Genomic DNA, 13,321 nt, shown 5'->3' with positions numbered 1-13,321 from the left:
TTGTATAAATTTTGCACACAAGATCTAAATTTATAAAATTAATTTTAACGTTGCTTGATTGAATGTCGTTTGGCTTTTACAAGAGGCTTTTATGGCAGAGAAGAAAAAAGGTTGATGCTTTCACACCAACCTTTATTGCTAAAACAGTTTGCTTGACCAGCCAAGCTTATTTCTTAGTACGTGATAGTAGCTGTAGTCCTTCGGGTGGATCAGCTTGAGAACGTTTGGGCTCTGATAGATATGAATTTCATCGCCTGGAGACACTGGTAGAGAGACTTGCCCGTCACAGCTCACTTCTTGTGTGCCGCGGTTTTCTGGTGACACGATCAGCTTAATACGGCGCTTACCATCCACCACTAGTGGTCGGCTTGAAAGGGTATGTGGAAACATTGGCACCAAAGATATCGCGTTTAAGCTTGGTGACAGAATTGGACCACCACCAGAAAGCGAGTAGGCAGTCGAACCTGTTGGGGTCGATACGATCAAGCCGTCAGCACGTAGGGAAAACGCAAAGCTGTCATCGATGTAGACTTCAAATTCAATCATGTGTGCTACTTGCCCTGGGTGAAGCACTGCTTCGTTCAAGGCCGCGTTGTGGCTTTTGATTTGTCCGTGGCGATGAATCTCTGCTTCTAACAAAAAGCGCTCTTCTTCAATGTACTCGCCTTTCAGTACAGCCTTCAATGCTTCTTTGAAGTCGTCCGGATTTAAGTCCGTTAAGAAGCCTAAGTTACCACGGTTTACACCGATGACGGCCACGTCAAAGCGCGACAAAATACGCGCAGCGCCCAACATGTTACCATCACCGCCAACAACGATAGCGAGATCCGCGTTTTTACCCAGTTCAACGAGGCTAGCAAATTGGCTTTGCGGGATTTCGTCTAAAATTGCAGCAAGGCGATCATCGATAAACACTTGGTAACCTTCGGATGTCAGCCATTCGTACAACTCTCTATGAGTTTGAATTGCCTGCTGATCTCGTGGTTTTCCGATAATCGCGATCACGTTACATGGGTTTTTCATAGCATTTCCGCATTAAAGAGGCTTGAATCAGGAATCTTCATCCCCATAATAATGGCAAGTTACCTAAATATGCGAATTTTTATGTGGTTAAAGCCCACAAAACGTGAGTGGCTTTAAGGACATTAAGTTGAATTCTGGAGATATCATGAGCAACGAAGAAAACAAAGTTACAGAAGAAGAGCTTGATCAAATCATCGAAGAAGCGGAGAAAGTAGAAGCGGCAGCACAAGAAGCTGAAGCAGAACTTGAAGACATTGGTGATGAGAAAGACGCTAAGATTGCTCAACTAGAAGCAGCACTACTGTCTAGCGAAACAAAAGTGAAAGACCAGCAAGATGCGGTTCTTCGCGCTAAAGCTGAAGTAGAAAACATGCGTCGTCGTACTGAGCAAGAAATCGATAAAGCTCGTAAGTACGCTCTGAACAAATTCGCTGAAGAACTACTTCCAGTTATCGATAACCTAGAGCGTGCAATCCAAGCTGCAGATGCAGAGCACGAAGTGGTTAAGCCAATTCTTGAAGGTGTTGAGTTAACACACAAGACATTTGTAGACGCAGTATCGAAATTTGGTTTGAAAGAGATCAACCCAGAAGGTGAAGCATTCAACCCTGAATTCCACCAAGCGATGTCTATTCAAGAGAGCCCAGATCACGACTCGAACACAGTGATGTTTGTGATGCAAAAAGGCTACGAGCTAAACGGCCGTGTTGTACGTCCTGCAATGGTTATGGTTGCTAAGTAATCAGTTAACCCATTGATATAAATATATTAAAACGCCCGCTATTGAATAGCGGGCGTTTTTGTTTCAAACATGTCCTTAGCATATTCACTCCTCTGAATATGCGATGAATTTGAAATTTGATCCTCTTCAAAGTTTTTCTTATTGGGAAATATTTTTCTTATAGGATACATCCTTTCTTTATATTGCTTACTTATGGAATGCTGTGTCTATAAGTGGCTGTTCTGACTTGCCTTCGAGATTTAATTCTGAATATGAATGTGGATCTAGTGATTTACTTTTAATGTTGCCCATTAACATTTCTGTAAAGAAAGTCTTTATTTTGTAACTCTGGTGTGTATTATTTGCGAGGTCTGCCGTAAAAATCAGTAGATGTAACTATAAAAATATAAATAGCAAACACAACATTTCGGAGATTTATGATGGATAAATCGCTTTCTAGTAAGATTTTTATTGGTTTGTTCGCCGGCCTTGTGCTGGGTACAGCTATTCAGTACTTATTTAGCGGTATTGCGATTTTTGATACCTATATCCTAGGTACGGCAGAAGGGGCAGGCGGCATGTTCGTTTCGCTGATTAAACTTCTGGTTGTTCCTTTGGTTTATGTATCAATTGTATGTGGCATTGTTGAGCTTAAAGACATTCGTTCTTTTGGTCGCTTAGGTGGTAAAACCTTTACTCTTTACATTTTGAATACCGTCGTTGCGATTATTGCTGCTCTTACTGTTGCTATGATTGTTCAGCCTGGTGCTGGCGCAAACCTAGCGGGTACGATTTCTGACTCTGTGGCACTTAAGTCAACAGAAACGCCGGATATCTTCTCTATGGTTGTGAACATCGTTCCGAGCAACCCGGTACAGGCGTTTGCAAATGGCGACATGCTACAAATCATCTTTATGGCAATTCTGACAGGTCTTGCTATCCAAGCGCTTGACTCAAAAGGCGGCCCTGCGGTTCGTACTTTTAAGATGGCGAACGAAATCATGATGAAGCTGATTGGCCTTGTGATGAGCCTTGCGCCATACGGTGTATTCGCTCTGATGATTCAACTTGGCGCAACACTGGATGCAGGAACGCTTGCATCGGTAGCAGGTTATGTTGCTCTTGTGGTTTCAATGCTGGTGCTTTGGATCTTCGTTGTTTACCCACTAGCGGTTCAAATGTTTACAGGTATTTCTGCGCGTGAGTTCTCTCGTAAAACGCGTGAGCAAGTGCTGTTCTCTCTATCTACAGCAAGCTCAAACGCGACGATTCCAGTAACGATGCGCACTCTTACGGACAAGATTGGTGTGTCTAAGTCGGTAGCTGGTTTTGGTGTACCACTGGGCGCTACGATGAACATGGCAGGTGCTTCAATCTACATCGCAATCGCAGCGGTATTCTGTGCAAACGCATTTGGTCAGCCTATCGCGGTATCTGACCTAGTGACTCTAGGCTTTACGGTTCTGCTACTGTCTATCGGTGCTGGCGGTGTTCCTGGCGGTGGTGTAGTAATGGTTGGTGTTATCCTTCACCAATTGGGTCTACCACCAGAAGGTCTAGCAATTGTTGCTGCGGTTGACCGTATTAACGATATGTTCTGTACATCATCTAACGTAGTCGGCGACACTGCAGTAAACACGATTGTTGCTAAGTCTGAAGGCGAGATTGGTAAAGAAGAAATCGTGGATGCTGAGCCTGCACAAGCAAGTGCATAATTGATAATTGCTCACTCAATCGAATTCAAAGCGAGGTCTAAGGGCCTCGCTTTTTCTTTTTAGAGACGCTCCGGGAACGGACTTCGTCCTATGGAACGCTGCGCTCCGAGATTTGAGAGGGAGATAATTTGATCCCCGACTTGTTCGAGCCTCACTCTTGAGTATGACGAGAAAATAGCTCTGCACTTACTCAGTATCATTCCCGAAAGCGACCAAGGAGCATTGTTAAGAATCTCGTTTGCAAGAACACACATAGCGGTTATTAGTAAAATTCGCGAAGCATCAGGAAACAGACTTAATCCTGTGGAGCGTAGTGCTATAGATTAGTGCTGCTTTGGTTTTTGTGCTTGGCAATTAAGGAATAGAGCATGCGGGAGATACGTTCACATTTCTCACAAAGTGCATCGCGGTCACACTGGCTGATATATTTAAACTCATAGGCGAGTAGAATTTGAGTTTTGAGCTCACCAGTTGAGCCTTTTGCTACGTTAAGGAAGTAAGCGGTTTCTCTTGGACTGCCTCTTTCAATACCTTCGGCGATATTGCTTGGTACTGAGAGTGAAGAACGACGAATCTGATCTTTAAACGCATAATCTTTGATGTGCTCTACTGCTTGGTAGGTATGCTTACACAACGTAAAGCTCATTTTCCAAACATCTAAGTTTTGATATTTCATTATCACTTTCAAAAGTAATGAGTATTGAATTTGAATTTACGCTGCGTGTATGGAATTGGTGTTAGTTATTGGGAGCTTATATTGAGTATATCCCGCATCCCGCATCCCGCATCCCGCATCCCGCATCCCGCATCTCTTCTTTTGCGCAACTTTTTTCAATTTTTTTTGCTCTCTCCCTTGAAAAGCCATTTGCAGCCCTTATCTATTGGGCATAAGAGAAGCAAACAACATTATTTTAGTTTGTGAGTAAGGGTTGAAACCCGATTCTACGTCCCCACATAGGGGATATAGCAAAACGAAAATAGAATTTATTCGGAGATAGCCTGATGGGTAAAATCATTGGTATTGACTTAGGTACTACTAACTCTTGTGTTGCTGTTCTAGACGGTGACAAGCCACGCGTAATTGAAAACGCAGAAGGCGAGCGTACAACCGCATCTGTTGTTGCATACACGGATGGCGAAACGCTAGTAGGCCAACCTGCTAAACGTCAAGCAGTAACAAACCCAACTAACACGCTATTTGCAATTAAGCGTCTAATTGGTCGTCGTTTTGAAGACGAAGAAGTTCAACGTGACATCGAAATCATGCCTTACAAAATCGTTAAGGCTGACAACGGTGATGCTTGGGTAGAAGCGCAAGGCCAAAAAATGGCTGCTCCTCAAGTTTCAGCTGAAATCCTGAAGAAAATGAAGAAAACTGCTGAAGACTTCCTAGGTGAGGAAGTAACTGGCGCAGTTATCACAGTTCCTGCTTACTTTAACGATGCTCAACGTCAAGCAACAAAAGACGCTGGCCGTATCGCAGGTCTAGAAGTTAAACGTATCATCAACGAACCAACAGCGGCTGCTCTAGCATACGGTCTAGACAAGTCAGGCGGCGACCGCACTATCGCGGTATACGACCTTGGTGGTGGTACATTCGATATCTCTATCATCGAAATCGATGAAGTTGAAGGCGAGAAAACGTTCGAAGTTCTAGCAACTAACGGTGACACTCACCTTGGTGGTGAAGACTTTGATACGCGTCTAATCAACTACCTAGTAGACGAGTTCAACAAAGAGCAAGGTATCAACCTTAAGAACGATCCACTAGCGATGCAACGTGTTAAAGAAGCAGCAGAAAAAGCGAAGATCGAGCTTTCTTCTACTTCTCAAACTGACGTAAACCTACCTTACGTGACTGCAGACGCGACTGGTCCTAAGCACATGAACGTGAAAGTGACTCGTGCGAAACTAGAATCTCTAGTTGAAGACCTAGTACAACGTTCTCTTGAACCACTAAAAGTTGCTCTAGCTGACGCTGACCTATCTGTAAACGACATCACTGACGTAATCCTAGTTGGTGGTCAGACTCGTATGCCTATGGTTCAAGCGAAAGTTGCTGAGTTCTTCGGTAAAGAAGCTCGCCGCGATGTAAACCCTGATGAAGCAGTAGCAATGGGTGCTGCAGTTCAAGGTGGTGTACTTGCTGGTGACGTTAAAGACGTACTTCTACTAGACGTTACTCCACTGTCTCTAGGTATCGAGACAATGGGCGGCGTAATGACTAAGCTAGTTGAGAAAAACACGACTATCCCAACTAAAGCGAACCAAGTTTTCTCTACAGCAGAAGACAACCAGAGCGCGGTAACTATCCACGTTCTTCAAGGTGAGCGTAAGCAAGCGTCTTTCAACAAATCTCTAGGTCAATTCAACCTAGAAGGTATCCAAGCTGCACCACGTGGTATGCCACAAATCGAAGTTACTTTCGACCTAGATGCGGATGGTATCCTACACGTTTCGGCGAAAGACAAGCAGACTGGTAAAGAGCAGAAGATCACTATCCAAGCTTCTGGCGGTCTAAGCGACGAAGACATCGAGAAAATGGTTCAAGAAGCAGAAGCTAACAAAGAAGCGGACAAAAAGTTCGAAGAGCTAGCGACTGCACGTAACCAAGCTGACCAAATGATTCACGGTACTCGTAAGCAAGTAGAAGAAGCTGGTGAAGCGCTACCTGCAGAAGAGAAAGAGAAGATTGAAGCAGCTATCTCTGAGCTAGAAACTGCACGTAAAGGCGATGACAAAGAAGCGATCGACGCTAAAGTTCAAGCGCTAATGACGGCAGCTCAAAAGCTAATGGAAATCGCTCAACAACAAGCTCAAGCGCAACAAGCACAAGGTGCTGACGCTGATGCTCAACAGTCTAAAGAAGACGACGTAGTTGATGCTGAGTTCGAAGAAGTTAAAGACGACAAGAAATAATATTATTTCTAACTAGGCGGCCTATGGTCGCCTAGAGTCGATAAGACTTTTGTGTGCGGGCGTTTGGGGTAACTCTTACGCCCGTCTGTTTGTCAAAGCTGTCTTTCTAGTTAAGTATTTTGCAATGAGTGCACTTACCTAGAACGATACAAACACCAAGCGGTAAATCATGCCGTTTGCAGTAATTAATTGGTGACGAAGAACATGTCAAAACGTGATTTTTACGAAGTATTAGGCGTAGGCCGTGATGCCTCTGAGCGCGATATCAAAAAGGCGTACAAGCGTCTAGCGATGAAATTCCACCCAGACCGTAACCAGGGTGATGAGTCTGCTGCGGACAAGTTTAAAGAAGTAAAAGAAGCGTATGAAATTCTCACTGACCCTCAAAAGAAAGCGGCGTACGATCAGTACGGCCATGCTGCTTTTGAACAAGGCGGTGGCGGCTTCGGCGGCGGCGGTTTTGGTGGCGGTGGCGCTGATTTCGGCGACATCTTTGGCGATGTGTTCGGTGATATCTTTGGTGGCGGCCGTCGTGGCGGTGGTCAGCAGCGCGCGCAACGTGGCGCAGACCTACGTTACAACATGGAACTGTCGCTAGAAGAAGCGGTTCGTGGTGTATCAAAAGAGATCGAAGTACCTACGCTTGTACACTGTGATACCTGTGATGGTAGTGGCGCGAAGAAAGGCTCGTCAGCTGAAACGTGTGGTACCTGTCATGGTCACGGTCAAGTTCAGATGCGTCAAGGCTTCTTTGCAGTACAACAGACCTGTCCTACCTGTCACGGTAAAGGCAAGATCATTAAAGACCCATGTAACGAATGTCATGGTCAAGGTCGTAAGCAGAAAACTAAGACACTTAACGTTAAGATCCCAGCTGGTGTTGATACTGGCGACCGTATTCGTCTATCTGGCGAGGGTGAAGCGGGAGAAATGGGCGCACCAGCAGGTGACCTATACGTACAAGTTCACGTGAGAGAGCATCATATCTTTGAACGTGAAGGCAACAACTTATATTGTGAAGTGCCAGTAAGCTTTGCTATGGCAGCTCTAGGTGGTGAAGTTGAAGTTCCGACGCTAGATGGTCGTGTGAACCTTAAAGTACCTACAGAAACGCAAACAGGTCGTATGTTCCGTATGCGTGGTAAAGGTGTGAAAGGCGTTCGTGGCGGCGGTGTGGGTGACTTAATCGTTAAGCTAGTGGTTGAGACTCCAGTTAACCTAAGTTCTCGTCAAAAAGAATTGCTGAAAGAGTTTGATGAGTCTTGTGGTGGCGATGCTGCAACTAAGCACAAGCCAAAATCAGAAGGTTTCTTCAACGGTGTGAAGAAGTTCTTTGATGACCTAACCAGCTAATTGCGTGGTTAACTGAATCCAATAAAAAGCCTGCAACGATGCAGGCTTTTGTGTATTTAGCGCTTGATAGCTTGATAGCTTGATGGATGCAAGCAAATGCGCTCTAGTTCCAACAATCGCTTGGCGATTCAATGTTGGTTGAAGTGAGTGTTATTTTTTTGTCTTGGCCAGTGAAGCAACTGTCGTTATCTTGCCCTAAATCAGACTTGGCTGTCGCTTCAATTTTGTACGCTAAAGTCGCTGAACTGACGATATTAAATGAAAAGCGGTCTGAGTCTGAATCGCAGATCGTACAATGCCCACCAGATACTAATCCACTCCAGTCATAGCCCCCGTCATAAGACGTCTCGAGTTCCAATTGAAGACGAGCAATATCACTGATCGCAACGGTGCGATGGGCAGTGATACTGTGGTTGCTATAAGACGGATAGGCGATAGCAGTAATGATACCGACGATCACAACGGCTATCAGTAATTCGATCAATGTCATCCCTCTAAATCGTTTGTTGTATCCGTTACAACCAGAAATTCGAATCATGACGAGTAGTTCCCTTTTCACTTTTTCGCCTATTTTTCTTAGGTGATAGCATCAGCGCAAGATGAATTACGGCCCTTTTGCCGTTTGCATAGGAATTTGGGAAATGCCTCGCGGGTTTACGTTGTTGGAGCTTCTGATCACCATCGCAGTAATGAGTGTTTTACTGGCGGCGGCAGCACCATCTTTCCAAAATGTTTTTGAAACCAACAAAATGCAGCGCTTAGCTGATGAGCTACACGGTTTTGTTCTTCAAGGTAAGTCGGAAGCGGTTTTACGCAGAGAAAGACTCTGGGCCCACATTATTATGTCTGGGGCTTCATCAAGTGATGGCAATTGGCGAATAGAACTTACTGATAACGGAACCGAAGGAGCAGGTACGGTTTTGTTGTCATTTTCGGGAGAGGCTTACAACGGAATTGTGGTTACGCCAAGTTATTCATCGACTCAAATCAGTTTCGATGACGTTCATGGTCGTCCTTCTTCCGGCAACATCAAATTTTATCCGGCAGGAGAATCTACAAAAGCACTCAAACTCATCTCTCACACTCTTTCTGCTCGCGTTCGTGTATGTAGTGATAACAACAATACCGAGTTCTTCGGGTACTCAACCTGCTCTTAAGGGATGAATATGTTTAACCAAAAAGGTGCCAGCCTCGTTGAGTTCATGATTGCTTCTTCTTTAGGGCTGATCTCTCTCGCTATTGTCGGTTCGCTTTATATCAGTGGCCAAAAGGTGGCGATGGAGCGTTCTAAAGAGCTGATGTTATTGCAAAACACGGCCAGTGTTCTGCAGATGATGAAGAGCGATATTCAGCGCGCAGGATTTGATGGTAGCGATGGAAATTCGGTCAAAATATCCGGTGCAAGTAACACACTTTATACCATTAGTGGCGCTGACTCTGGGCTTATTGCATACGTTTATAACGTTGGGGTTTCTGGAGCTACGTCTTTGTATAAAAACGTGGTGTATGAGCAACGGGATGGCACACCTGAATCGCTCTTTGTGTGTGAAAAGAAGCAAGCCACTATATGGGATATCAATGATGTGGCTAATCTCTCCGGTACAGGGACGTGTAACACACTCTTCGACAAAAAGGCGATCCACGTTAATCGGTTTGATCTTGTGAGTGAGGTACTAGAAAACACCGACGCCAAGAGTGCCTTAATAACCGTTACCTTGGGGACTGAATTGAAAGATGCGACGAATATTCGTACGGAGCAGTCCTTTACTGTGAAACAAAGGAACTGGCAATAATGAATAAACAACAAGGTGCAGCAGCGTTACTGGTTGTCAGTGTATTACTTGTCGCTGCGTTAATGATGTCGCTTGGTAGCTACAAGTCTCTTTTTTATCAGATCAAACGTGCCAATAACCAAATTGAAGCGCGGCAAGAGCATTGGCGTGCTGAGGGGGGATTGGAGTGTTTCTATTCTTTAGTTCAAAGTACCGGGGATGTTTCTTCTGCAGCTTCGCTAATTTCAAGCCGATGTGAAACGCCTTTAGGTTTACATCAATTAGCATTGGAACCCGACAATAAGCTGTTAAGTAAGCCTGTACCAAACTCCAGCCGAGCCATTGAAAAACAACTTGTTCTTTTAAGAGGAAGAGCGTCCGGAGCTCTAAAAAGTAGTACAGATTTATACGTAAATGGTAGCTCCGCATTTTCAACACCAGATCCTGGCGAGTTGGTAGGAAGTGGGTGGGAGTGTGTTGCTATTCGCTATAAGAATGCATTTCACTCACGTGCCGGAGCTACAAATCAAGGGGTTATACATGGTTCTGCTCCTTACGCTGATTTTGTTCACAACAATATAGATTGTAAATCAGAACATATGAGTGTGACCTCTTCTGACTCAGGTTACGGTGAGGACTTTATTCAAGATGCAGATCTAGAGCCATTTTACGACATTTTTAGGGAGCAACGCAGCAACTGGAGCTCGGTGAAATCAGGCTGGGGCTTTACTGCGATTGATTACGACGACTCAACTAACCAAATCGTTACCGATTGTGGAAAGAAGGTTGGGGAGAAAATTTCAGCAGGCAAAACTCATATTTGGGTTAATGGGTCCTGTGAGTTTACTTCCTCGAAAAAGAATGGCTCCGGAGAGTATGAGACTGATCCTGATGGGATACCAATCAAAGGGGGCATTGATTATCTTAATGAAGCTTTTGCCGCTACTGGGGAAGCGCCAATATTACTTGTGGTTCAAGATGGTATTTTTGCTGTGCATGGCTCAATGACATTCCCTGGCATGCTCTATCAACTGACGACTAATACACTTACAGATTTGGATACGCATTGGAACTTGTTCGAGGCCAAAGATCATTTTGGTGATGCTGCTAACTTTCCCACACTTGCTCTAGATAAAGTCGTTTACCTGCAGCGCGGCTCATTTAGTTTTTCGGGGGGACAAGTTTTAGATAGCCCTGGCTATAGTGCTTATTTTGTTAACTCTCTAAATTTTGCATTCAACCGAGATAATATCGATGAGGTCGTTGATCCGATTATTTATTTCCGTTGGAAAAAAGGTTCTTGGAATGATCTCTAAACAAAAAGGCTTTAGCTTAATCGAGGTGCTGATTTCGTTTCTGCTGCTTGGTATTGGCGCACTTGGTTTAACTAAGCTACAAATTTACATGGAACGTGAATCGGATTACGCGATTCAAAGTGTGGAAGCATTACGCTTAGCTGAAAATCAACTCGAATGGTTTCGCACTCGAGGTGCTTCTGAGGCAATGTCTACTATCACACCGGCCAGTTTCGCTGCTATTGCAACAGGATCTTCTGCTACTGGATCTTATATCGTTGAGTGGGAAGTGCCTGCAGCAACGAGCTCCGGATCTCTCAAGACCATCACGATAACTTCTAGCTGGAAAGATAGGATGGGGGAAACGCAATCGATTGAGCTAAAAACAATGATTTCGCGTTACAGTGAGTTCGAAAACTAGGGTGTTTTGCATTTCTCGTACAATTGCTTTTATCGTAAATATTGACAATTTTTATGCTTGGTTGGGTGGTTAATAGGTGGTTTTGTAACTGTTAATGCGAATGGTGTGCTACTGTTTTTTTATGTTTAATTGATATGGCTTTTTTGCAAAATATGTCTCCAAATATGGAAAAAAGCGTAGAACCTTGTGCTTTCTTAATGACTATTTAATAGAATGCTCGGTTGAAAATAGGCCGTTATAATTACTCAAATAGGCCATGGCACCAACATCATTCATATGGAGTTACCATGAGTAACCAAGCAGTAAATAAGGCACCGTCACCGAAGCCGAGCGGGATGGATCGCTTTCTGAACTTTATCGAGCGAGTAGGTAATAAAATTCCTGATCCAGCGATTTTGTTCTTCTGGGCACTAATCATTACTTGGGCTGCGTCTGCACTTTTGTCGAATGTTTCTTTCGACCTTCTAAACCCTCGAACTGGCGAAGCTCTTACTATTACTAACCTTCTAACAGGTGAAGCACTGGCAAGTTTTCTTGCTAACATGGTGACAACGTTCACTGGCTTTGCGCCACTTGGTATCGTTCTTGTAGCGATGTTGGGTGTAGGTGTTGCCGATTCTTCTGGCTTCATCACGACTGGCCTTAAGAAGATGCTGAACTTCACGCCAGCAAAACTTCTTACTCCAATGCTAATTCTTGTAGCAATCGTATCGCACACAGCGGCGGATGCGGGCTACGTTCTGGTTATTCCTCTTGGTGGTATCATCTTCCACGCAGCAGGTCGTCACCCTCTAGCGGGTATCGCAGCAGCGTTTGCAGGTGTATCAGGTGGTTTCTCTGCTAACTTTATTCCTTCAGGTATTGACCCTCTATTGGCTGGTTTCACACAAACAGCTGCACAGGTTCTAGACCCTGAGTACGTGGTTAACCCACTAGCGAACATCTTCTTTACTGGTCTATCTTCAGTAATCATTGTTGCTATTGGTTGGTACGTAACTGAGAAAATCATCGAACCACGCCTAAAGAACACTCCAATCGACGAAGACGCAGAGAAAGCACCAGATCTAGGTTCTTTCACTGAGCTTGAGTCTAAAGCGTTCCGTTACGCTGGTTGGGCTATGATGGCAGGTATCGCACTTCTTGTTGTGGCACTTATCCCAGAAAACTCTGCACTGCGTTCACCTGAAGGTGAAATCACAGCGTTCTCTGCGCCAATCATGAAGTCTATCGTTCCGTTGATCTTCATCCTGTTTATCATTCCGGGTTACGTTTACGGTCGCGTTTCAGGCACGTTCAAGACAAGTAACGACATCATCAAAGCGATGGCGGATACTATGTCTACTATGGGCGCATACATCGTAATGTCGTTCTTCTGTGCACAGTTCCTATCTGCATTCGCGCAATCAAACATCGGTACGATGCTAGCGCTTTACGGTGCGGAAGGTCTGAAAGCAATGAACTTACCTGGTGAAGCAACTATCATCGGTATGATTCTTCTAACAGCTTCTGTAAACCTTCTAATCGGTTCTGCATCAGCGAAATGGGCTCTTATCGGTCCAATCCTAGTTCCTATGCTAATGGCTGTGGGTATCTCTCCTGAGCTATCTCAGGCGGCTTACCGCGTAGGTGACTCTGTATCGAACATCATTTCACCTCTGATGGTATTCTTCCCTCTAGTCGTGGTTTACTGTCAACGTTACGTGAAGTCGACAGGTATCGGTACGCTAGCATCGCTAATGATGCCATTCTCGATTGCAATGCTAATCGGCTGGTCTATCTTCCTAGTGGTTTACTGGATGCTAAATATTCCTCTAGGTATTCAAGCGCCATACACTTACACAATGTAAGAACGCTGAAGCTATTTAGTAAATTTAGAAAGCGCTGGTCGAGAGACTGGCGCTTTTTTGTTTTCGGGAATTGAAGAACGGACTTTGTCCTACAGGACGCTGCGCTTCGAGAGTCGGGAACGCTTCGCTTTAGAAATCGAGAAGTGTGTACTGAAAGATTAGTGAAAGAAACTCAGCTAAAACAGCGTTGACAGAATGTGCTCCTAGAAAAACAAAATAAGTCGCATCCCGCATCCCGCATCCCGCATCCCGCAT

The 13,321-nt window shown here is 44.6% G+C and carries 12 protein-coding genes; 9 read left to right on the top strand and 3 right to left on the bottom strand.

The genetic code is table 11. The features are described from left to right. Positions 1-138: 138 nt before the first annotated feature. The gene (gene nadK / locus QTO06_RS14410) at positions 139-1,023 is read right to left on the bottom strand and encodes an NAD(+) kinase (RefSeq protein WP_005533734.1); all 885 of its coding nucleotides are present in this window, start codon (positions 1,021-1,023) and stop codon (positions 139-141) included. Between the two features lie 145 nt (positions 1,024-1,168). Between nadK and grpE the strand changes: the two genes are divergently transcribed. Then, positions 1,169-1,765, top strand: a complete 597-nt coding sequence (gene grpE, locus QTO06_RS14405; RefSeq protein ID WP_005533732.1) for a nucleotide exchange factor GrpE — start codon at positions 1,169-1,171, stop codon at positions 1,763-1,765. A gap of 419 nt (positions 1,766-2,184) precedes the next feature. Further along, entirely contained in the window at positions 2,185-3,459 is a 1,275-nt protein-coding gene (locus QTO06_RS14400) for a dicarboxylate/amino acid:cation symporter (protein WP_010648318.1), read from the top strand. A gap of 316 nt (positions 3,460-3,775) precedes the next feature. Here QTO06_RS14400 and QTO06_RS14395 read toward each other — a convergent pair whose 3' ends face one another. After that, positions 3,776-4,135 (bottom strand): four helix bundle protein, encoded by a 360-nt coding sequence (locus QTO06_RS14395; RefSeq protein WP_050918157.1) that lies wholly within the window; start codon positions 4,133-4,135, stop codon positions 3,776-3,778. A gap of 326 nt (positions 4,136-4,461) precedes the next feature. On the opposite strand from QTO06_RS14395, the gene dnaK reads away from it, so the two are divergent. Together dnaK and dnaJ are read left to right on the top strand one after the other, a co-directional pair. Beyond that, positions 4,462-6,378, top strand: coding sequence for a molecular chaperone DnaK (gene dnaK, locus QTO06_RS14390; protein ID WP_005440231.1), 1,917 nt, complete (start codon positions 4,462-4,464; stop codon positions 6,376-6,378). Between the two features lie 204 nt (positions 6,379-6,582). Then, positions 6,583-7,731: a molecular chaperone DnaJ gene (dnaJ, locus tag QTO06_RS14385; protein WP_005440230.1), complete on the top strand. Its 1,149-nt coding sequence runs from the start codon at positions 6,583-6,585 to the stop codon at positions 7,729-7,731. A 103-nt stretch (positions 7,732-7,834) separates the two neighbouring features. On the opposite strand, the gene QTO06_RS14380 is transcribed toward dnaJ, so the two are convergent. After that, the gene (locus QTO06_RS14380) at positions 7,835-8,269 is read right to left on the bottom strand and encodes a type IV pilin protein (protein ID WP_331408642.1); all 435 of its coding nucleotides are present in this window, start codon (positions 8,267-8,269) and stop codon (positions 7,835-7,837) included. A 103-nt stretch (positions 8,270-8,372) separates the two neighbouring features. Here QTO06_RS14380 and QTO06_RS14375 point away from each other — a divergent pair, with 103 nt between their 5' ends. The 5 genes from QTO06_RS14375 (at position 8,373) to QTO06_RS14355 (ending at position 13,066) form a co-directional block, all read left to right on the top strand. Further along, positions 8,373-8,888 (top strand): GspH/FimT family pseudopilin, encoded by a 516-nt coding sequence (locus QTO06_RS14375; protein ID WP_331408641.1) that lies wholly within the window; start codon positions 8,373-8,375, stop codon positions 8,886-8,888. Between the two features lie 9 nt (positions 8,889-8,897). Next, a complete protein-coding gene (locus QTO06_RS14370) occupies positions 8,898-9,524 on the top strand; it encodes a PilW family protein (protein ID WP_047482223.1) in 627 nt (208 codons plus the stop codon). Beyond that, positions 9,524-10,819, top strand: a complete 1,296-nt coding sequence (locus tag QTO06_RS14365; RefSeq protein ID WP_331408639.1) for a hypothetical protein — start codon at positions 9,524-9,526, stop codon at positions 10,817-10,819. Before QTO06_RS14370 ends, QTO06_RS14365 begins: the two co-directional genes overlap by 1 nt. Beyond that, positions 10,809-11,219 carry a type IV pilus modification PilV family protein gene (locus QTO06_RS14360; protein WP_331408637.1) on the top strand — a complete coding sequence of 137 codons (411 nt, stop codon included), beginning with the start codon at positions 10,809-10,811 and terminating at the stop codon, positions 11,217-11,219. Before QTO06_RS14365 ends, QTO06_RS14360 begins: the two co-directional genes overlap by 11 nt. A gap of 287 nt (positions 11,220-11,506) precedes the next feature. Further along, positions 11,507-13,066 carry an AbgT family transporter gene (locus tag QTO06_RS14355; RefSeq protein WP_050905587.1) on the top strand — a complete coding sequence of 520 codons (1,560 nt, stop codon included), beginning with the start codon at positions 11,507-11,509 and terminating at the stop codon, positions 13,064-13,066. The last annotated feature ends 255 nt before the right edge of the window (positions 13,067-13,321 follow it).

It is taken from the genome of Vibrio sp. M260121 (assembly GCF_036533715.1).
Classification (GTDB): Bacteria; Pseudomonadota; Gammaproteobacteria; order Enterobacterales; family Vibrionaceae; genus Vibrio.
This window is presented reverse-complemented; position numbering and strand designations above follow the sequence as displayed.